This window comes from Faecalicatena sp. (assembly GCF_058819085.1).
Genome location: NZ_JBZUUL010000039.1, coordinates 19,493 through 40,435, shown reverse-complemented (window position 1 = coordinate 40,435; position 20,943 = coordinate 19,493). Strand labels below are relative to the sequence as shown.

Genomic DNA, 20,943 nt, shown 5'->3' with positions numbered 1-20,943 from the left:
AGATTTACAATATCATACAATTCTTGGAATCCCGGGCCTCCTCCTGTTTCATTGCGGTCAGCAGCTTCATGGCATCCTGCTGTGTCAGTGTGTGCAGTTTTTCGTCAAATTCAGCACTGTTTTTTGTGTGCGATTCCAGGTAACGCAGTCGTTCAAACCATTCAAACTTCAAATCCGGCACCCCTTTCTTTTTACCTTGATTTTACTTTCACATGTGCCCCGATTACAGGTGGTTTTCTTTTGATTACCGTTATTCTGCCAGGTATATTGACTTCTGATTTTTAATGTACTACACTTCTTACTATGATATTATCGTATATCTATAAGGAAATATACCTATATAACGACCGGATTTTGGTAAAATAACGCCAGACAAGGCGGATACCAGTGACAGGAAAGGAGGGATCACATGTTCCTGGAGGAAATAAAAATGTCAGATCATAAAGAGGAAGAGATTTTCGAAATGAAGGCGGAATATCCTTATGTGATCCGTAAGATCGCACCGTCTCTTGGGCGGACCTACTTAGTCCCCTGGCACTGGCATCAGGAATTAGAATTTGTTGTAGTACACCAGGGGGTACTCGAATATTTCACCCCGGACAAAAAAGTATGTGTCCATCCGGGAGAGGGCTTGTTTGTGAATACAAATGTACTTCACCAGCTTAGTACACCGGAGCCGATGACTCCGATCAAATATGACGTGCATATGTTCCCGCGGGAGTTCATTGCCCCTCAAAAGAGTTTGATCGATACCAAGTACTTAACCCCGCTGCTTCAGTGCAGCAGTATCACGGTGGTTGATCTTAAAAGGAAGAATCCCATCCGTAAGAGGATATTGGATAAACTGGAGCAGCTGGCAGAATGGGAGAGGGCAGGTGCATTTGGGTATGAGATACAGTCCAGGAATTTGAGTGCAGAACTGATGCTGGACCTTTTTGAGGACCAGAAGGAATATATTTATACGGAAAGTGAACCCTCCTTCAATAGTGAGAGCAGGTTGAAATCAATGCTTTTATTTATTCAGGAGCACTATGCTGAGGAGCTCTCCCTAAAGGATATTGCGGATGCTGCCCACATCAGCGAGAGGGAATGTCTGCGCTGCTTTCAGAAAATGCTCCGTATCACGCCCTTTGCATATCTTAAGTCTTACCGCGTGCAGGTGGCCTGCGGTCTTTTGAGCTTTACGTCAGACAGTATCATGACGATCGCAATGAAAACAGGATTCAGCTCCAGCAGTTATTTTGGTAAGACATTCCGCAGGCATATGAACTGTACACCGAATGAATACCGGAAGAACAGCCGGGCGGGTACGGAAGTGAAGGGACAGCGCAGGAAAAAGGAAAACTGACAGACCGGCTGCAGGACAGAGAAGATGGGAAGTGGTTTCATGTTAGAGAAGGGAAAGGAACACATAGGGAAATTCAGGGATAATTTTGTGAAAGCGGTGCCGGTGATCGTATTTTACCTGGTAGTGTTCTACGGGGTCATTTTTTTATTTGGTACTTCGTATTTGTTACTGGTATCTGTAGCTACAACGACATTTAAGCTGAATTACCAGAAGCAGTTCTGCTTTAAGGCAGTCCTGTCTTTGGGAGTGGAACAGCTGGTTCTTTGTGTCCTGGCATTTGCAGCGCAGCAGAGTATGCTGCTGTGTGTCCTGCTGAACGGACTGGTTCCGTTTTTGTTGGTCTTTTTAAGGACGACCAGGTTCAATCAGAGGGGATATTTTATTAACGGCATGGTTTTCGTATTCCTGCAGCTGCGTCCGGTAGATAAGGAGGGGCTTCTGCCCCAGCTTTTGGTCTATCTGTGCATTCTCTGTGTGCTGGCCGCTGCTATGAAGCTGTGGGCCTTCCTGCATAGGAAAGAAAAGGATTACCCGGCAGTCAGGGAAGGACTGGGAGCCATAGCTTCCCGGTTTCAGGAGCTCTCAGAAGGAAAGCAGGTCAGGGGGATCTCTGCGGAGATGGCAGCGATACAGAACCGTTTCTATGCCGGCGGACAGGCTGCCAGAAGGGTCAGTGAAAACAGGACAGTAAGTGTTCCTTATATTTTTGCACTGCTGTTCCAGCGGACTGCTTACTTCGTAGTGGATTACCACCAGCAGAAGAATCCCTTCTCCCGGGCGGACAGAGTGCTCTTTGCCAAGCTTTCAGAATATTTGGAGCAGGTACGGGATCAGTTGAATGAGGAGGATAATGAGCCGCTGATCCAGAGGGCAGGAGAGATCCTGAATGAGATTCATGAAGTCAGTGAGACCGCCAGCCTTTTTACAAGAAACTTTATGCATCTGCTTGTATTTGCATTAAAGATTATTACAGAAAAGGAGAGGGAACAGGATGACAGCCATATTGACTGGCGGCACTTTTTCCAGGAAAAAAAAGAGCGTCTGCATCCAAACCAGTTTGAGATGAGGTTTGCCCTGAGGCTCTCCATCGTACTGATGATCAGCTTTAGCATCAGCAGATGCCTGAATATCACACATTCCTATTGGCTGCCTTTGAATGCATTTCTTCTGGTACAGCCTATGTATGAGGAGAGTACAAGAAGGTTAAAGAACAGGATCTTAGGAACGGCAGCAGGCAGTGTGGCCATTTTCTTTATATTGATGTACCTGAAAAGCATTACCGCACATTTTATCCTGTCGGCTGTGCTGATCTCTTTCATGTATTCTTTTACACCAGGAAGCATCCAGCAGGTATCATTTTCCACAGGATTTGCATTGACGCTGGCTTCCTTATCGCTGAACAGCACTACGGCCGTGGAATTGAGGCTGGTCTATGTGCTTGCTGCAGTGGTCCTGGTCTTGTTTGCAAACAGGTTCTGTTTCCCTACAAGTTTGTATGAGCAGTTTCGGTTCAATCTAAGAGAGGTGTTCCACATGGAGACGGATTACCTGGATTTCCTGAGGATCGGATGCCGCCGCAGGATCGACTACTCGGTGATGGAGGATGCCCTTGCACAGTTTGGACTTACATATGGGCAGGCGATGGAATACCTGACAAAGAACCGGGCAGAAGAGGTGGAACGCTATATGGGCTTTTTGAATGTGTTATGGAGGATGGTCGCGGAGGTCGAGCAGATGGTGTTCTATGTGACCACAGAGTCGATAACGGCAGGAGAGCGGGATGGGATCATCAGTTTTGCGATACAGATGCAGGGGGCATTGAAAAAAATCAGCGAAGGTCAGACAGAGCTGAATATGGAGAATGCAGCAGAAAGCGGGCTTGAGCCGAAAAATGATTTTTTCCTGGGACATCTGATGGAGAAATATATTGGGAACATGAGGAAGCTTAACAATATCTGCAGAAAAGATCCCGCACTGCAGGCTTATTTTGTGGAAAAAGGGGAATCCTAACAGGGAATTCACAGAATGAGGATCGTAAAATTGACATCCGGTTAAAAGTCTGTTATGATAACACGTGAGACTAATGAGTATCCTTTACTTGATGTCAGGTAAAGGGTGCTTTTTTTGAGTGATTTTAATGAATGAAGGAGTTTTATGGAAGAAACAAGATTTGAAGAATTGGGACTTTGTCCTGAAATTATGAAAGCAATTAAGAATATGGGATTTGAGGAGGCTTCCCCGATCCAGGCGAAGGCAATCCCTGTGATGAGGACAGGGAAAGACATCATTGGCCAGGCACAGACAGGAACAGGAAAGACAGCAGCGTTCGGAATCCCTCTTTTAGAGAAGATCGACCCGAAGAATAAGAAGCTTCAGGCGGTGGTACTCTGCCCCACAAGAGAACTTGCGATCCAGGTAGCGGAAGAGATCCGTTCCCTGGCAAAATATATGCATGCGATCAAGGTTCTGCCGATCTACGGCGGACAGGAGATCGTGAAGCAGATCCGTTCCTTAAAGAGCGGAACTCAGCTTATCATCGGAACCCCGGGACGTGTGATGGACCACATGCGCAGAAAGACCATCAAGATGGAAGAGGTTCACACTGTTGTTTTAGATGAGGCAGATGAGATGCTGAACATGGGTTTCCGCGAGGACATCGAGACGATCCTGGAGGGAGTTCCTAAAGAACGCCAGACCGTACTTTTCTCAGCTACTATGCCCCAGGCGATCCTGGATATCACAAAGAAGTTCCAGAAGGATGCACAGCTTGTTAAGGTGACGAAGAAGGAGCTGACAGTACCGAACATCGAGCAGTATTATTATGAAGTAAAGCCGAAGAATAAGGAAGAGGTGCTTGCCCGTCTTCTGGACATCTATACACCGAAGCTTTCAGTTGTATTTTGTAATACGAAGAAGCAGGTAGACCTGCTCGTGAACGGTCTTCTTGGCAGAGGCTACTTTGCAGCCGGCCTGCACGGAGATATGAAGCAGGCACAGAGGGACAGGGTGATGCAGGGCTTCCGTTCAGGAAAGACAGATATTCTCGTAGCCACAGACGTAGCTGCCAGAGGAATTGACGTGGAAGAAGTGGAAGCGGTATTCAATTATGATCTGCCGCAGGATGACGAGTACTATGTACACCGTATCGGCAGGACCGGAAGAGCCGGACGTGAGGGACGCTCCTTCTCCTTTGTATCAGGAAAAGAAGTGTATAAGTTAAAAGAGATCCAGCGTTACTGCAAGACGAAGATCTATGCCCAGAAGGTACCTTCATTGAATGATGTGGCAACCACAAAGATGGAGAATATCCTGGAGGAGATTGACAATATCATCGAGACAGAAGATCTGACCAAATATCTCCAGGCGATCGAGAGTAAGGTCAATGACTCCGATTATACGGCCATGGATATGGCAGCCGCATTCTTAAAGATCAGTTCCGGGCAGAATGAAATAAGCCAGGAAGAGATGGATTTTGGGGATACAGGTGCAGAGGAAGCCGGAATGGTAAGGCTGTTTATCAATATTGGAAAGAAAAATAGGGCGAAACCGGGAGATATCGTCGGCGCACTTGCAGGTGAGAGCGGAATCCCGGGAAAACTGATCGGATCCATTGATATGTTTGATAAGTATACTTTTGTGGAGGTTCCTAGAGAATATGCAAGAGATGTACTCAATGCAATGAATAATGCAAAGATCAAAGGAAAATCAGTGGCGGTAGAGCCGGCCAACCAGAAATAATCAAAGAAAGCCTCATTATGGATATGAGATCGATCATTCCATAATGAGGCTTTCTATTTGTGGCCGGTCAGATGTTGACCCTATTTGTGGATCCGTGTCCCTGCCTTTCCTTTCATCGCATCCTTTACCTTATCAAAGGAGGTGATGATCGCGCTTCGTCCTTCCCGCTCCCCGATAAATTCAGCGGCAGCCTTGAACTTTGGATACATATTGTAGATTCCAAAATGTCCCTGTTCCATATATTCCTTTGCCTGATCCAGGGTAATATCCCCGAGCTTCTCTTCATTCGGCTGTCCAAGATTGATGCATACCTGCTCCACGCTTGTCAGGATGATCAGTTCGTCAGCGTTCACACCCTCTGCAAGCTTTCCGGCAGTTAAGTCCTTTTCGATCACGGCGCTGGCCCCTTTTAAATGGTTGTCCTGCTCTAATACAGGAATACCGCCGCCTCCGCAGGCGATGACTACCTGGTCGGCATCAAGCAGTGCGTTCACAGCATCAAGCTCTACGATCCTGACCGGATTCGGAGCAGAAACAACACGGCGGAACCCTTTTCCTGGTTCTTCGATGACATAGTTCCCTTTTTTGCGTTCTTCGTTCGCCTCCTCGGCTGTCATATAACGGCCAAGCACCTTGGTCGGGGTATAGAATGCTTCATCGTATGGATCTACAATGACCTGTGTGAGAACGGTACTGACTGTCCGGTAGATCCCGCGGCTTAAAAGCTCCTCACGGATACCGTTCTGGAGGTCATAACCGATGTAACCCTGGCTCATAGCAGAGCAGACGGACATCGGAGCGGCTGTGTAATCATCGTGTGTCTTGCCAAATTCATTCATGGCGGTGTGGATCATGCCTACCTGTGGTGCATTACTGTGAGTGACAGCGACCTGGTATCCTTCTTCAATTAAATCCGCAATGGATTTTGCTGTATTCTTTACGGCGACCTTCTGCTCAGGAAGGGTAGTTCCCAGGGCACGGTGGCCTAATGCGACAACAACTCTTTTTTTCATGTTTGTATCCCCTTTTTCTATTTAAATTTGTGTCTATCAAGTGTTATACAGTGAATTATATTATTTTTCCATAGAAAAAGCAACGGTCAACTTACAGTTCAACAACACGGCAGCGGTGGCCTGTATATTTGACAAACTTTTTCAGGATATCATCCGTCTTGATCTTTAATGTGGAAGTATTGATACATGGATGGCATCCAAGATATTCATTTCCCAAAAGGTCCTTGTCGACCAGCAGGTCCACATACCAGTCTTTATCATTCATCAGACCCAGTACACTGACAGAACCAGGAGTGATGTCCAGATATTTCTCCATAAATTCAGGTTCCGCAAAGGAGAGCCGGGAGATTCCAAGCTGACCGGACAGATCCTTGGTGACAAACTTCTTTTCCCCGGGCATTAAAAGCAGGAAAAAGGTGGTCTTCTGGCGGTTGCGCAGGAATAGGTTCTTACAGGGCATGATACCCAGTTCGGTCTCGATCGCCTGGCAGGCCTCGATCGTAGGTGCAACATCGTGGTCTACACCTTCGTAGGGGATACCAAGCTTGTCCAGTACCTCATAGACCCGGATCTCCTTATCAAGGCGGCCTGTACAGTCAGGCCTGGATGTAAAGTGTTCTTTGCTGACAAAAATCTCGTCCATAATAAAAACCTCTCAATCAATTATTTTTTTCTAGAAACATTCCCTAAACCTTTGTGAATAAAAAGCCCGGTTTGAGCAGTTCAGACAGAAGTTCAGGGTGTGTCAGAGCATAGGTAAGATCTGCTGCAAATAAAACACACAGCAGAATACATAACACTAGCTGCATCTTTTTGGGCAGCCGATGGAAAAGGTCATCCCACCGCGGTGCCAGATAGTACAGGAAAGCACATCCCAGAAGTGCGAAGAAGATAGCACCTCCCATAAAAGTCTTTCCGTTTAAATTCAGCAGATATCCGGTATAGTCAGTCTGTACGATATCCCATTCATACTCCAAGAACCAGTTCATAAGATATTCGATCATAGAGTAGATCACCATCATCATAATGAATGCCGGGATGGGTCTGTGTACAAATTTCTGCACAAGGACAAGCAGGATCAATCCGCAGAATCCATATAAAGGAATCCAGGGACCCAATAAAAAGCCACGGTTCAAAAAAACACCGTCACGGATCAAATGTACAAAGCTTTCGAATACCCATCCGAATACGGAAAATGCGAAAAATAAAAAGATGCAGGATCTTAATCCATATTTTTTGTCTGCATGGATCGGTACTTTTACGGCCCTTGCAGGCGGCTGTATGGAATAAAGAAAAACAGGGTACTGTTCCGGGGCAAAGTAGGAAATCTTCGTGTATGGGCCTTCTGAGTCATCATAGAGGGCCTTGCTGATCAACAGCTCGTCTTCTGAGGGCACCTGCTCTAAAAGCCTGTCGTTGAAGTGCTCATATCCGGGAGAACGTGAGAGTACATAATTCCTGCGCAGCTCCATGTAAAGCTCTGCATCTGTTCCTGCCATGTAAGGATTGACAAACAAAAAGTCCAAAAGCCCTAAAGTGAACAGTGAGAGCATATGCCATCCCAGGAAGGAAACATGCAGAAGAAACATTCTCCATTTGTTCCCGTGCATCAGCTGCCTGGATAAATGAAAAGCATCACTGCGGTCCACAGCCGGATTTTCGGCAAGAATAAAAGGAATCATGCTGTATTCATAGTGTTTGATAATACCGCCTACAATGGTAAAGTTCCAGAGAAACTGGCATATAGAACGGCACAGCATGACCCATACAGGATTCCTTAAATAGTTTAACTTAAACAAAAAGAAAATCTTGCTGATCCGTGTCTGGTGATAATTCCGGGCCTCCAAAAAGAATCTGCGTTCTCCGATCAGGAGCGGATTCTCGATGAAAAGCTGGTATAGGATGGCCAGCAGTACTCCGGCTAATAAAAAGACGGTAGACAGCTGGAAGGTATTGACCAGAATATCATTGAAAGCCCTGAGGATGGAAAAGAAAATGGATTTGCTGCTGGTATAGGTATTGATCAGAAAGTCGGCGGCTGTACCGGCAGGGGTATGAAAAGCCTGTACCGGCTCGTCTGAAATATGTTCTACCGTATCGGCCACGATCTCAGAATTAGAAGCCCCGGCTGACACATCCGGTACAGCCTGGACCTCATGGTCCGGTTCATACCGGTTGATAAATATCGTGGAAGAGGTATAGGCAGTCGTCAGCATTGCCGTAAGAAAACAAACGGCAACCATACGCCAATAATTGAATTTTAAGGACTGTCTTGTCTTTCTCTTAAGTACTTTTCTCTTCCACATAAGGAACCCCCCTGGGCAGAACTCGTTATTATCTCTATTATAGTCAAATTGGCCGGATTAAGCAATCATAAACAGGAATTCATCTCAGAATGAAAAACAGCCAAGAAAAAATATAAGAGGCAGTACAGAAGCACTAAACTGCTTCGTACTGCCTCTTGGACTTGATTTTACAGCATCATGCCCATGATATAAAGATCATAATACTTGCCATTGAGCAGTGTGGAATTACGGCAGCAGCCCTCCACGATAAAGCCGAACTTCATATAAAGAGCGACTGCCTTCGGGTTATCTGCCCTGGTATCCAGACGGATGCGGGTGGTGACGCCGTTTCCGCGGGCCCATGCGATCAGCTGGGTGATCAATTCGGTACCGATTCCCTGTCCCTGATACTTCTCTGCCACCACGATCCCCAGTTCTCCCTCGTGGCGTGCCTTGATCTTGTGGCTGGAATTGATCGTAGCGATTCCGGCGATCTCGTCTTGGTCCATTGCCATCAGCATGATATTGGTCTGATTGCCTTCGAGCGCCTTGACAGCTTCGATTTGTTCCTGAACATTCAGTGGGTACTCATCCTTCTCAAAGCTGAGATAGGTCGTTTCTCCGCCGACAAAATTGTAAAAAGCGACAATTCTTTCGGCATCCTCTACTTTTGCTCTGCGGTAAACTACATTGGGATTACTCATTTGTATCCTCCTTTTTTATCCGCTGTAAGGTGTCCTTTTTCAAGAGCCGGCGGATCGATGAAATATGGTTTTTTAGTTTCCTAGTTAGATTGATACCATCCCCACAGGTATAAGATCGGCCAGATGAGGGAAATCAGACTTAATACTGAAAAACCGGTGGTCATGGCAGTGTAAACGATGCTGAAAACTTCATATGCTGCAAGGATGATCCCAAGGATCAATACGGACTGTTTGGATCTGTACAGGATCCCGACGATGCCGGAAGCCAGGAAAACCGCAGCCGCTATGAATGTCAGTGCATAGCCCAGTGTGGACGGCGGAGCGATGCCCATGGCAGCATAGGTCTGTTCGATCACACCGCGCATTGCGATAGCCATGATACCTGAAATTATGTTTAATGCTCCGATTACGATATAAATGATAGAAACTACTTTTAACATTGTACTTCTTTGTTTCATAGTGAGAACCCTCCTCGTTTTTTGAATGATATTTTAGTTGTTATATATTTTTAGTTCCTTTTAGGTTTCGCTCCTCAGATGTGACGTTTCTTATATGTTCTGCTGCATACAAGCCCTTTAAGCGGGCAGGGAACTTTACATCCGCCTGAGTGCCTCGATCGGACTAAGCCGGGCAGCTTTTCTGGCCGGATAGATCCCAAATATGATTCCCACGCTGCAGGAAAAAATCGTAGCGATCAGGATCGCAGGGAAGGAAAGCTGTGCCTTGATCCCTCCGATGCCCAGTGCTGAGATCAACGCGGTGAGCGCGGCTCCCAGAATGATCCCGATGACGCCGCCCATGCCGGAAATGATTGCGGACTCACACAAGAACTGGGCGATGATAGAACCCGTCTTGGCTCCCAGCGCCTTGCGGATACCGATCTCCCTTGTGCGCTCCGTCACAGATACAAGCATGATGTTCATGACTCCGATTCCTCCTACGATCAGGGAGATCCCTGCAACCAGTGCCACGAAAGCTGTGACGCCGTCCATAATGGAACCAAACATATCTGAAAGATCCATAGGCTTCTGCTGAATAAATGGTGTATCTCCCAGGTTCTGGTGTCTTGAATTCAAGATCTGTACGGCGCTTTTGGCGACTCTTGAGGCCTGGTCTTTATCCTTTGCCGTAATGGATACAGCAGGGAAGCCTTCGACCGGATTGCCAAATGTATTGGATGCGGTATAAGGCATTTCCAGGCTGATACTTTTATCCATTCCCATAGCAAGGTACTGCTTCTCTGCCTCCATCATTTCCTCGCTGGTATTCCGTACGCCTGCGATCAGCACATTTTGGATACTGCTGTCAACCTGCAGTTCAATGCTCATTCCGATGACATCCGTATTTCCAAACAGATAAAGTGCAGTCAGCTCGTTGATTACACAGACCATACTTCCATTTGCCACATCGCTGTCTGTAAAATATTTCCCTTTAACCAGAGGCTCCGTATACTGTGCGTTTTCATAATCCGGAGTAGTAAGTAAGACATAAGCGTCAAACTTACCCTTACGCGTTGTGATTGAAGCGACGGTCGTTGTGGTGGCAGATACGCTCTGTACAGAATCGCTGAGTGAGGTCTTTAAAAATGCAATATCATCTCCTGTGATGGAGTTTGGGTCAGAGACCTCCTCTGTATTGACCTGCACGGTCACGGTATTATTCTGCTCATTGGAGGCATCTACAACGTCCTTTTTCAAGCCATTACCGATGGAAACGATCGTGACAACAGAGGTGATCCCTATGATGATCCCCAGCATTGTTAAAAAGGAGCGGCCTTTATTGGAACGGATATTATCAAGAGCCATTTTTACATATTCTAAAAATTGTCCCATTTTATGTCCTCTTTTCTTTCACTTCAGGCTATTCCTTTACGGTGTCTGCGGCTGTATCCGCATCAGGATTCTTTTTCTCTGCGGCAACGGCTTTCATACCCTCTTTGATATCTACATTCAGGTCATTGACCACTTTCTCGCCTTTTTTCAAACCGCTTTTGACTTCGATCTGTGTTGTTGAGGCAGTTCCAAGTTCAACCGGCTTCTTTACAACAGTGCCGTTTTCGATCACATAAACAAAATCACCTTCGGAGGAAGTATTGATGACCTCTGTTGGAACAACAAGCACATCCCTGGCTTCTGAGACGGTCATAGAGATCTTGGCAGTTGCACCGATGCAGAGATTTTCATCCGGATTGTCAATATGGATCTCGGCACCGATGACAGGATTTCCCTTCGCATTTTCAATGGCGATCTTATTGACCTTCTTTAAAGTACCTTGATATTTATAATCTCCTACAGTGATCGTGGCCTTGCTGCCGACCTTCATCTTATCGTAGTCATCAGGAGAAACTTCGATCTTTACACGGACCTTTTCTGTACTGGCAATGGTGAACATTGCCATTCCCTGTGTGGCAGCATTGGACTGGAGTACATCAACAGATGCGACAACGCCATCCATATCTGCCTTCATTCCTTCTTTTCCTTTGGCAACCAATTCCGCCGGGGTCAGAGCAGAAAGCTCAGCAAGATTGTCGCTGATATCCAGGTTAGCTCTTTCAGCGGAAGTCATCCCCGTGTCAGGGGTTGGGGCTGCTGCAGCGTTGTAGGCGGCTTCCCATTCGGCATAGGCAGCATCATATTTGGCACTGAGTTCGGCATAGCCTGCATCTGTGATCTCAGGGTCAACGATCTGGTTCTGCTGCTCAGTCGTTTTATTTAAGTCTGCTTCTGCCTGGGTATAGGCATCCTGGGCAGCTTTATAAGCTTCATTGGTATCATTGTATGTATCCAGCAGGGACTGTTCTTCTGGTGTACGGCTGCTCTCATCCTTGGCTTCGATGACCGCCGCCTTTTCACCCAGGGCCTCTAACTTGATCGCCAGTGAATCCATCAGGTTTTTCTGCTCTGTCATCTGTGCATTGTACTGGTCGATCTGGGCCTGAAGCTTTTCCCGCTCTTCCTGGTTGGCCTGTATCACCGCCTGTGCGGCCTGTGATTCGCTGTCCATTTTTGCTTTTGCCGCTTCCATCTGTGCGGCCAGCTCATTGACCTTGTCTGCCAGCTTATTGGCCTGCTCTGCCGCCTGTGCAGATGCTGCATTTGCGGCATCGATGGCCTGGGCGTTCTTAGCGATGGCAGCTTTAGAGCTGTTCAGGCTTGACTGGAGATTCAGCTGTGCCTGCTGGTTATCACGCTCCAGATTTGTAGTGTCGAAGGAGATCAGGACGTCTCCCGCCTTTACTGGATTGCCGACAACTGCGTTGCATTTGGAGATCGGTGCGGTGACAGGAGAGTAGTATGTCTTGGTATTTTCGCTCTCTATCTTACCGCTTGCGTTGTATACCTCTTTGATATTCCCGTTGGACACTGCAGTGACTTGGAGTGTCGTGCTCTGGGATTTACTTCCACCCTTGGAAAGCTGGGAAGCTAATACGACGATACCGGCGAAAACAGCTACGATTGGTATGATCACCCATCCCGGAAGCTTCTTCTTCGGCGGCTTCTGGGCGGTTTCGTCTTCCAGCTCAAAAGACTGGTCATCCCCGGCTGCATCTGTGTCAATTGTGTCTAAAATCTCTTCCTGCTGCTTTTTCTTTTTGGAAAACATATCATGCTCCCTCCCTTTCTTCATTCAGATAATCATCCTCGATCCGGCCGTCTATGATCCGGACGACCCGGTTGACCTGTTTGGCGATATCGTCATCATGGGTGATAATGATGACGGTGCGTCCGCCCTTATGCAGTCCTTTCAAAATCTCCATGATCTCGGTAGTGGATTTGGTGTCCAGGTTACCGGTGGGCTCATCAGCAAGGATGATGGGCGGCTGTGCCGCAATTGCCCGTGCCACGGCGACCCTCTGCTGCTGGCCCCCGGAAAGCTCATTGGGCTTATGCTTCATTCGGCTTCCAAGTCCCACCTTTTTCAAGGCCTCAACGGCGATCCTGCGTCTTTTTTGCCGGCCCAGTCCACGGTAGATCAGCGGAAGCTCTACATTCTCCACAGCGTCCAGATTTGCGATCAGGTTAAAGCCCTGGAAGATAAACCCGATCTCCTTATTCCGTATGTCCGACAGCTGATTGTCGGTGAGTCTGGAGACATCATGCCCATTCAGAAAATAATTCCCTGAGGTTGGAACATCCAGACATCCGAGCATGTTCATCAGCGTAGACTTTCCGGAGCCTGAGTGCCCGATGATCGCTACGAATTCCCCTTTTTGGATCTCAAGGTCAATACCGTCCAGTGCGCGGACCTCATTCTCACCGGGATTGTAGATCTTATGTATGTTCTCAACTTTAATGAGTGGTTCCATAAAAATCCCTCCGTTTGTTTTAGTAAAGCATTCCTGTTATGAGAACACTCTTGGTAAGTAAACATTCATGAAAAACACTTTGTATTACTTAACTAATACAATATTCCTGTAAGGGTAAAATGTCAATACTTTATTAGTAAGAAATTCAGTGCAGAGAATTTCAAGGCACGTAGGGCGTTTACAGTTTGGAAAACCTCTGCTACAATATTAAAATGTATTGCGGCATATGGAGGGAATAAAATTGAGAAAATTACTACCGTTTTTGAGCGGATATAAAAAGGAAAGCGTGATCGGGCCGCTGTTCAAACTTTTGGAGGCGACGTTTGAATTGATCGTGCCTTTGATCATGGCACAGATCATTGATGTAGGCATCAAGTACCAGGATGTCCCTTATATATGGAAGATGGGGGCTGTGTTGGTTGCTTTCGGAGTATTGGGGCTGAGCTGTTCCCTGCTTGCACAGTATTTTGCGGCAAAGGCGGCAGTGGGCTTCGGAACGGGGCTGCGTCATGCACTTTTTCAGCATATCGGGGCATTGTCCTACGCAGAGATCGACAAAGCGGGAAGTTCTACGCTTGTGGTACGCATGACCAGCGATATCAATCAGGTGCAGTCCGGGGTGAATCTGGTGCTGAGGTTATTCCTGCGCTCACCGTTTATTGTTGTGGGAGCCATGATCATGGCCTTTACGATCGATGTAAAGACAGCGGTGATCTTCCTGATCACAGTACCGCTTCTGGCGGTCGTGATCTACGGGATCATGATGCTGACCATCCCTTTATATAAGAAGGTTCAGAAAAGCCTGGACGAGGTTCTTTTGTCTACGCGGGAGAACCTGGCGGGGATCCGTGTCATCCGGGCGTTTCGGACACAGAAACGGGAGAAGGCGGAATTCGAAGAGAAGAGTACCAATTTAATGCGTTTCCAGCAGCTGGTAGGCAAGATTTCCGCATTGTTAAATCCTCTGACCTACGTCCTTGTCAATCTGGGGATCATCGCAGTAGTCTGGTATGGGGGCAGTGCGGTAAATACGGGGCGTATCACCCAGGGTGAGGTGATCGCACTCGTGAATTATATGTCCCAGATCCTTCTGGCATTGGTTGCGCTGGCAAATCTGATCGTGTCCTTTACAAAGGCAGTGGCATCTGCGGGCCGGATCAATGAGGTCTTTGCACTGGAGCCGGGAATCAGGGACGGTGAAGGAGCACAAGAAGGGGGAAGTCTGCATCCGGACGAGCATGACAGGGAGCAGTCCAATGTGCCGCGTGTTGAGATGAGGAACGTTACCTTTTACTATCAAGGCAGCAAGGTGCCTGCCCTGTCTGATATTACATTTACCGCGGCAGAAGGGGAGACTATCGGGATCATCGGAAGTACCGGTTGCGGCAAGAGCTCCCTGGTGAATCTGATCCCCAGATTTTACGATGTGAACGAAGGACAGGTTCTTGTCAATGGGATCGACGTAAGAAAATGGAAATTAGATGAACTGCGTGATAAAGCGGGAGTAGTTCCGCAAAAGGCTGTTTTGTTCCACGGTACTATCCGTGATAATATGCAGATGGGAAAAGAGGGGGCCACGGATGAAGAGATCAGAAGTGCCCTGAAAACCGCACAGGCACTGGAAATCGTAGAATCAAAACCAGAAGGTCTTTATACCATGGTCAGTGAAGGCGGGAAAAATCTTTCCGGCGGACAAAAGCAGCGTCTTACGATCGCCAGGGCACTGGTGCGCAGGCCTCAGATATTGATTCTGGACGACAGCGCTTCCGCCCTGGATTTTGCCACAGATTCAAGGCTTAGGAGGGCGCTTCTGGAGGATACACCGGGCATGACGGTATTTATCGTATCCCAGAGAGCAGCCTCCATCATGTATGCAGATAAGATCATCGTACTGGAAGACGGCAGGATCGCAGGCTTTGGAACGCATGAGGAGCTTATGGCTTCCTGCGGGGTATATCAGGAAATCTGCTATTCCCAGCTTTCGAAAGAGGAGGTGCGTTAGGATGGCAGGAAAAGACCAGACAACAAGAAAGATATTGCGTTTGATCAGGCCGTATATGCATTACCTGATCCTGTCACTTTTATTTGCGGTGATTTCGGTGGCCCTGACTTTATATGCCCCGATTCTGACCGGAAATGCGATCGACTATGTGCTTGGAAGGGGAAAAGTAGATTTTGCTTCTATTTTCAATATCTTAAAGACCCTCGCGGTAGTCATCCTGATCACGAGTGTGGCGCAGTGGCTGATGAACCTGTGTAATAACACCATTACCTACCGCGTGGTAAAGGATGTCAGAACGCGTGCTTTTGCACAGCTGCAGATCCTTCCGCTCAAATATATCGACAGCCATCAGTATGGTGAGACGATCAGCAGGATCATCACAGATGTGGAACAGTTTTCCGACGGACTGCTGATGGGATTCACACAGCTGTTTACAGGAGTTGTAACGATTTTGGGAACGCTGATCTTCATGCTTTCTATCAATGTGAGGATCGCGCTTGTGGTCATATTGATCACGCCTGTCTCATTGTTTGTGGCCAGTTTCATTGCCAAGAGGACATACACCATGTTTAGGGCGCAGTCTGAGGCACGGGCAGAGATGACTTCTCTGGTGGATGAGATGGTGGGCAGCCAGAAGGTGGTCCAGGCCTTCGGATACACAGACCGTGCATTGGAGCGCTTTGATGAGATCAATCAGAAGCTCCAGAAGGTCAGCCTTAAGGCGATCTTCTTTTCTTCCATCACCAATCCGTGTACCAGGTTTGTAAACGGTCTGGTTTACACCGGTGTGGGGATCGTGGGAGCGTTTACTGCCATGGGCGGTGCGATCTCCGTGGGACAGCTCTCCTGCTTCTTGAGCTATGCAAACCAATATACAAAGCCCTTTAATGAGATTTCCAGTGTGGTTACGGAGCTGCAGAATGCCTTTGCCTGTGCAAAGCGTGTTTTCGACTTTATTGAGGAGACACCGGAGATCCCGGATTCAAAGGACGCTGTTTCCATGGCCCAGGCAGACGGAAGCTTAGAACTTAAGGATGTCTCCTTCTCCTATAAAAAGGATGTCCCGCTGCTGACAAACCTGAAGTTAGATGTCAAGCCCGGACAGAAGATCGCGATCGTTGGGCCGACCGGATGCGGCAAGACAACCCTGATCAATCTTCTGATGCGTTTTTACGATGTGGATGCAGGACAGATCATCTTAAGCGGACATGACATCCGTGAGGTGACCAGAGACAGCCTGCGGGCTAATTACGGCATGGTCCTTCAGGATACCTGGCTGAAATCTGGCACAGTTGCGGAAAACATTGCATACGGACGTCCGGATACTCGGATGGAGGATATCATAGCTGCCGCCAAGGCGGCTCATGCCCACAGCTTTATAAAGAGGATGAAGCTGGGATATGACACCCAGATCCAGGAGGAGGGAGGCAATCTCTCCCAGGGGCAGAAGCAGCTTCTGTGTATTGCCAGGGTCATGCTGAATCTTCCCCCTATGCTGATCTTAGACGAGGCGACCTCTTCCATTGATACCCGGACTGAGATCAAAGTCCAGGAAGCCTTCCAGAGAATGATGGAGGGACGGACCAGCTTCATTGTGGCACATCGTCTGTCTACGATCCGTCAGGCCGATGTGATCTTAGTCATGAAAGAAGGAAATATTATAGAACAGGGTACCCACGAAGAACTTTTACAAAAAGGCGGTTTTTACAAAAATCTGTACGAAAGCCAGTTTGCACATTAAAAACATCCCCCTGCCGGTCTGATCAGCGGCAGGGGGATGTTTTTTCAGTACTATTTTGCGATCTTCTGTAATTCTGTGTTGATATAGGACATGACTGCTTCCACATTCAGTCCTTCCTTCGATGGCATTTTACTTCCAAGGCTTTCCAGGGTCTGGGTTCCCATGATTCCCAGCATAGATTTTTTGAGGTTCATGCCCATCAGGCTGCTGATGGCATTTACAAGCACGGTGCTGGCCTCATCATTTTTCAGGATGTCGTTCATCGGGTCCTTAATGGAGAAATACCCCTCGTGGAAGGTCAGCGGCCTGGACTGGGTCATATCTACATTATCGAACCAGTTTGTAACTCCTGTATTGGATTCGTCTTCTATGAGCACATAAGGAGCATAAGGCTCAGCCACTTTCTCGAAGCAGGCTGTATCAGTATATTGTCCGGCTTTTACAGTAACGGTGGTAAAGCTGTCTTTCAGTTCTACATTCTCGAATGCGAACACGCGGTTTCCTGATTTTTTCTCAGTAAAGACGCCATCCACATATAAGGAGACCTCCGGCTGATTGCTGTATACCTTTACTGTGATCTTATCCTGGGCACGCTTTGCGTAGCGTTTGCTGCAGATGTGAAGTACCGGGGCCTCACTCCAATATGCCTGATATAAGAAGAAGCTGTCCTTCTTGATTTTGCGGTCCAGTGTCATAAGCCCCTTATTATTTCTTCCGGCTACGCCGCCCTCATCTCTGGCGTCACATCCAAAGTCGAACATGTTCCAGATATGGGTAGCCCACAGCCAGGGACGCTCATCAATAACCTGTGCCATGTGCTCGTGGTACGCAGCCTGGTATTCTTCGCTGTAATCCCCGCCTTTTGGTGTATCGTTGTGGTAGGTGATGATCCCCTCACAGCCGTACTCGGAGATTCCGAGTGCGCGGTCAGGATGCATCGCATGGAAGGCATCCAGCCATTTCTCATTATCCTCAAGCACGCCCTGGTACCATCCGAAGTAGTGATTATAGCTGACTACACTGGTGATCTGGTTCTGCTCGTCCTCCATTGGGAGAGCGGAAACCTGTGCCATGGTTGTCAGTCTGGATGGGTCAAGCTCATGGGCAAGCCGGTTTAATTCTTTTAAGTTTTTCACAAGCTGCGGATTGGATTCTCCGATGGTGATCTCGTTTGAGATACCCCAGAAGCAGATACAGCTGTGGTTATAATTCTGCATGATCAACTCGGTCATCTGGCTGATGCAGTTCTGATGCGCAGCAGGCAGCGGGTTCATGGAGGAGATAAATGGGATCTCCGCCCAGATGATGAAGCCCATCTCATCGCATATGTCATAGAAATCCTGGCTGTGCTGGTAATGTGCCAGACGGATCGTATTTGCTCCCAGCTCCTTAATAAGCTGTGCGTCCTCTAAGTGCTCCTTGTACGTCAGTGCATTGCCAAGGTCCAGACGGTCCTGATGGCGGGAAACACCACGCAGCGGGGTTAGGATGCCGTTCAAATAGAAGCCCTTCTGCGGGTCCACAGAAAAGCTGCGGAAACCGTGTCTGACCTTCACTTCATCCAATACCTCGTTATGGCGTACCAGCACAGCATCTACTGTGTAGAGATACGGATCTTTCACTCCCTGCCACAGATGTGGTTCCATAAGGAGAAGCTTGGCAGTGGTATCCTTTTGGGCTGGTCTTGCGGCAGAAGCGATCGGATTTTTTTCCTGATCATAGATAGTAAAAATTACCTGATCCATTTCCTGGGGGTCTGTGACATAAGCATGCAGAGTCACCTTTGCCTGCTTTTCCTCTGTAATCTTTGAGGTTACCGTGATTCCCTGGGAACCGTAGTGATCCAGGTCAAAGTGAGTTTCCGGAACGGTGATCAGATTTACACCGCGGTAAAGTCCGCCGTAAAATGTAAAGTCTGCCATCTGCGGGTAAATCTGATCCTGATGCTGGTTCGTCACCATGACAGACAGGACGTTTCCAGAGGCCTTGAGGAAGGTGGTGATATTCGCGCGGAAAATGCTGTAGCCGCCTTCGTGTGCAGTGACCTTCTGGCCGTTTACATAAGCCTCACAGGCTGATGCAGCAGCAAGGATCTCTATATAAGTCTGTGTGCCGGGCTTTAGTACCGGCAGTTCCAGATTCTTTACATACCAGCAGACACCGCGGTAGTAGTCAGCACCTCCGTCCTGTCCGTCATAACGGTTCCAGCAGTGGGGCAGGGACACAGATTCCCAGCTTTCATCCACGGAGACTGGAACCTGCTCCTTCGGTCCTTTTGAAAAGAACCAGTTATTTTCTAATTTGTAATCGTTTCGCATAGGAAAGCCTCCATTTATCATCATATTTTATGGTGTCATTTTAACATTTGAAGTAAATAGCGGTGAGTAAAATTATTATAGAATACCGTACAATTTTTCGCTATTTTATCAGCCTGTCGGTTAAAACTACTGGTTGGAATATGGAACCAGGTTTTCGCGGTATTCTTTTGGCGTCTGCTGGACATACTTTTTAAAGGTTTTTGTAAAATAATTTACGTCCGGGATCCCGCAGTACTGGGCAATGGTCTGAATCTGCATCTTGGTCGTATTTAAAAGGAATACGGCATGTTCGATCCGTTTTCTGTTCACGAATTCCGTCAGAGGCATACCGGTCTCCTTTTTAAATAAAGTAGAAAGATAACTCGCCGTGACATTTAAGAAGTCTGCCTGTGCTTTTAAGCTCAGGTCTGCGGTCAGGTCATAATCGATCCTTGTCAGTACTTTTCTAATCAGGAGGGAATACCCCTTCATAGAATGATTTTTAACGAGAAGGCAGTATTTACGCACCATCTCCTGCTGCAGGGCATATCCCGCCTCCACAGAATTGATCAGTTCGATCTTCTTGGCAAATTTGGTGGACAAGCTGTCAATGTGCAGAGGATGCACTGCTCCGGCCTCGGCACCTTTTCTAAGCAGCGTGTTCAGGATGATGGTATAATTTTTCATATTGCGCACAGGATCTGCAACACGGTCTTCGATCCCCTGGTTAGAGTAATTGCTTACCATCATCTCGGCTTTGTGTAACAGTCCCTGTGAGACAGCCTGGATCATACGGTTTTCAGAGGCATACCGCTCTTCCAAGACCTGCATGCTCAAAAAGGCATCCTCGGGTTCATAGCTTTCAGGACGCATGGCAAGTGCTTCAGTGTCACGGGAGATGGTGCGCTGTGTACTTTCATATGAAAAATTTTCAAGGCTTCCCCAGATCTTCTCTCCAAATGTATTGACAAGCACTAACAGGGTGGATTCATCCGGAACAAAAGGCAGGTCCGTATAAAATTTTTCAAGCTGTGGAAGCAGACGTGCAGGAATGAAAAGACGTTCTGCACAGCTGGAGACTACACGCAGAGGGTGCTGTGAATTGGTATATGGCCCGATGATCAGAAAACGCGATTGTGTATCCGGAAGCTGGAAAAAGATGTAGCTGCACAGATATTCATCGGTAACGCGGTAAACGGTATTAGACTTGTTGTCTTTCAATGGTTCGTGAAAAAGATGGGTGTAGTCAGGCTCTGAGAAGAGCAGACGCCTCAGCCCCAGATCAAATTCAGGAATAGAATGGTCATTTACATCAAGTACGTTGTTAGTTAAATGAAAATTTTCCAACAGTTTCCTGAAAAAATTCAATTCTGATTCGTAGTGCATAGAATTCCTCCTTTTTACTAATTCTATTCTACCAATTTAGTCTTACCATTAATAGTAATATTATCTGGTTTTATCGTACGATTTTTAGCTTATTTCAAAAGCTGATAAAAAATAGACGGATAT

General features: G+C 47.4%; 16 protein-coding genes. 5 read left to right on the top strand and 11 right to left on the bottom strand.

The features are described 5' to 3' along the window. Positions 1 to 4: 4 nt before the first annotated feature. Positions 5 to 172, bottom strand: coding sequence for a hypothetical protein (locus tag AC4OGX_RS18520; protein WP_493332171.1), 168 nt, complete (start codon positions 170 to 172; stop codon positions 5 to 7). 258 nt (positions 173 to 430) lie between these two features. On the opposite strand from AC4OGX_RS18520, the gene AC4OGX_RS18515 reads away from it, so the two are divergent. The 3 genes from AC4OGX_RS18515 (at position 431) to AC4OGX_RS18505 (ending at position 5,086) form a co-directional block, all read left to right on the top strand. After that, entirely contained in the window at positions 431 to 1,348 is a 918-nt protein-coding gene (locus AC4OGX_RS18515) for a cupin domain-containing protein (RefSeq protein ID WP_493332170.1), read from the top strand. A gap of 39 nt (positions 1,349 to 1,387) precedes the next feature. Next, on the top strand, positions 1,388 to 3,358 hold the full coding sequence (locus tag AC4OGX_RS18510) for an FUSC family protein (protein ID WP_493332169.1): 1,971 nt from the start codon (positions 1,388 to 1,390) through the stop codon (positions 3,356 to 3,358). Positions 3,359 to 3,502: 144 nt separating this feature from the next. Next, a complete protein-coding gene (locus AC4OGX_RS18505; RefSeq protein WP_493332168.1) occupies positions 3,503 to 5,086 on the top strand; it encodes a DEAD/DEAH box helicase in 1,584 nt (527 codons plus the stop codon). Positions 5,087 to 5,166: 80 nt separating this feature from the next. Here the strand turns inward: AC4OGX_RS18505 and arcC are convergent, their stop codons facing one another. From arcC to AC4OGX_RS18465, 8 genes are all read right to left on the bottom strand, one after another. After that, positions 5,167 to 6,099 (bottom strand): carbamate kinase, encoded by a 933-nt coding sequence (gene arcC / locus AC4OGX_RS18500; protein ID WP_493332167.1) that lies wholly within the window; start codon positions 6,097 to 6,099, stop codon positions 5,167 to 5,169. 91 nt (positions 6,100 to 6,190) lie between these two features. Continuing rightward, a complete protein-coding gene (locus AC4OGX_RS18495; RefSeq protein WP_493332166.1) occupies positions 6,191 to 6,742 on the bottom strand; it encodes a prolyl-tRNA synthetase associated domain-containing protein in 552 nt (183 codons plus the stop codon). Between the two features lie 43 nt (positions 6,743 to 6,785). Then, the gene (locus tag AC4OGX_RS18490) at positions 6,786 to 8,405 is read right to left on the bottom strand and encodes a DUF975 family protein (RefSeq protein WP_493332165.1); all 1,620 of its coding nucleotides are present in this window, start codon (positions 8,403 to 8,405) and stop codon (positions 6,786 to 6,788) included. Positions 8,406 to 8,572: 167 nt separating this feature from the next. Beyond that, positions 8,573 to 9,088 carry a GNAT family N-acetyltransferase gene (locus AC4OGX_RS18485; protein WP_493332164.1) on the bottom strand — a complete coding sequence of 172 codons (516 nt, stop codon included), beginning with the start codon at positions 9,086 to 9,088 and terminating at the stop codon, positions 8,573 to 8,575. Between the two features lie 80 nt (positions 9,089 to 9,168). Continuing rightward, entirely contained in the window at positions 9,169 to 9,546 is a 378-nt protein-coding gene (locus tag AC4OGX_RS18480; protein WP_493332163.1) for a hypothetical protein, read from the bottom strand. A 135-nt stretch (positions 9,547 to 9,681) separates the two neighbouring features. Beyond that, positions 9,682 to 10,920 carry an ABC transporter permease gene (locus tag AC4OGX_RS18475; RefSeq protein ID WP_493332162.1) on the bottom strand — a complete coding sequence of 413 codons (1,239 nt, stop codon included), beginning with the start codon at positions 10,918 to 10,920 and terminating at the stop codon, positions 9,682 to 9,684. A 28-nt stretch (positions 10,921 to 10,948) separates the two neighbouring features. After that, a complete protein-coding gene (locus AC4OGX_RS18470) occupies positions 10,949 to 12,715 on the bottom strand; it encodes an efflux RND transporter periplasmic adaptor subunit (protein ID WP_493332161.1) in 1,767 nt (588 codons plus the stop codon). Further along, positions 12,693 to 13,394: an ABC transporter ATP-binding protein gene (locus tag AC4OGX_RS18465; protein ID WP_493332160.1), complete on the bottom strand. Its 702-nt coding sequence runs from the start codon at positions 13,392 to 13,394 to the stop codon at positions 12,693 to 12,695. The genes AC4OGX_RS18470 and AC4OGX_RS18465 overlap by 23 nt, the downstream gene beginning before the upstream one ends. A 241-nt stretch (positions 13,395 to 13,635) precedes the next feature. Here AC4OGX_RS18465 and AC4OGX_RS18460 point away from each other — a divergent pair, with 241 nt between their 5' ends. Both AC4OGX_RS18460 and AC4OGX_RS18455 read left to right on the top strand, forming a co-directional pair. Further along, positions 13,636 to 15,396 (top strand): ABC transporter ATP-binding protein, encoded by a 1,761-nt coding sequence (locus tag AC4OGX_RS18460; protein ID WP_493332159.1) that lies wholly within the window; start codon positions 13,636 to 13,638, stop codon positions 15,394 to 15,396. A gap of 1 nt (position 15,397) precedes the next feature. Then, positions 15,398 to 17,137 carry an ABC transporter ATP-binding protein gene (locus tag AC4OGX_RS18455; protein WP_493332158.1) on the top strand — a complete coding sequence of 580 codons (1,740 nt, stop codon included), beginning with the start codon at positions 15,398 to 15,400 and terminating at the stop codon, positions 17,135 to 17,137. A gap of 50 nt (positions 17,138 to 17,187) precedes the next feature. Here AC4OGX_RS18455 and AC4OGX_RS18450 read toward each other — a convergent pair whose 3' ends face one another. After that, positions 17,188 to 19,455 carry a glycoside hydrolase family 2 protein gene (locus AC4OGX_RS18450; protein ID WP_493332157.1) on the bottom strand — a complete coding sequence of 756 codons (2,268 nt, stop codon included), beginning with the start codon at positions 19,453 to 19,455 and terminating at the stop codon, positions 17,188 to 17,190. A gap of 126 nt (positions 19,456 to 19,581) precedes the next feature. Then, positions 19,582 to 20,820, bottom strand: a complete 1,239-nt coding sequence (locus AC4OGX_RS18445) for a helix-turn-helix domain-containing protein (protein ID WP_493332156.1) — start codon at positions 20,818 to 20,820, stop codon at positions 19,582 to 19,584. Positions 20,821 to 20,943: the final 123 nt, after the last annotated feature.

Bases quoted from the DNA above. Each gene is read 5' to 3' on its own strand.
- AC4OGX_RS18450 (WP_493332157.1), bottom strand. From the start codon at position 19,455: ATGCGAAACGATTACAAATTAGAAAATAACTGGTTCTTTTCAAAAGGA.
- AC4OGX_RS18455 (WP_493332158.1), top strand. From the start codon at position 15,398: ATGGCAGGAAAAGACCAGACAACAAGAAAGATATTGCGTTTGATCAGG.
- arcC (WP_493332167.1), bottom strand. From the start codon at position 6,099: ATGAAAAAAAGAGTTGTTGTCGCATTAGGCCACCGTGCCCTGGGAACT.
- AC4OGX_RS18475 (WP_493332162.1), bottom strand. From the start codon at position 10,920: ATGGGACAATTTTTAGAATATGTAAAAATGGCTCTTGATAATATCCGT.
- AC4OGX_RS18510 (WP_493332169.1), top strand. From the start codon at position 1,388: ATGTTAGAGAAGGGAAAGGAACACATAGGGAAATTCAGGGATAATTTT.
- AC4OGX_RS18495 (WP_493332166.1), bottom strand. From the start codon at position 6,742: ATGGACGAGATTTTTGTCAGCAAAGAACACTTTACATCCAGGCCTGAC.
- AC4OGX_RS18465 (WP_493332160.1), bottom strand. From the start codon at position 13,394: ATGGAACCACTCATTAAAGTTGAGAACATACATAAGATCTACAATCCC.
- AC4OGX_RS18515 (WP_493332170.1), top strand. From the start codon at position 431: ATGTCAGATCATAAAGAGGAAGAGATTTTCGAAATGAAGGCGGAATAT.
- AC4OGX_RS18485 (WP_493332164.1), bottom strand. From the start codon at position 9,088: ATGAGTAATCCCAATGTAGTTTACCGCAGAGCAAAAGTAGAGGATGCC.
- AC4OGX_RS18445 (WP_493332156.1), bottom strand. From the start codon at position 20,820: ATGCACTACGAATCAGAATTGAATTTTTTCAGGAAACTGTTGGAAAAT.
- AC4OGX_RS18470 (WP_493332161.1), bottom strand. From the start codon at position 12,715: ATGAAGAAAGGGAGGGAGCATGATATGTTTTCCAAAAAGAAAAAGCAG.
- AC4OGX_RS18480 (WP_493332163.1), bottom strand. From the start codon at position 9,546: ATGAAACAAAGAAGTACAATGTTAAAAGTAGTTTCTATCATTTATATC.
- AC4OGX_RS18505 (WP_493332168.1), top strand. From the start codon at position 3,503: ATGGAAGAAACAAGATTTGAAGAATTGGGACTTTGTCCTGAAATTATG.
- AC4OGX_RS18490 (WP_493332165.1), bottom strand. From the start codon at position 8,405: ATGTGGAAGAGAAAAGTACTTAAGAGAAAGACAAGACAGTCCTTAAAA.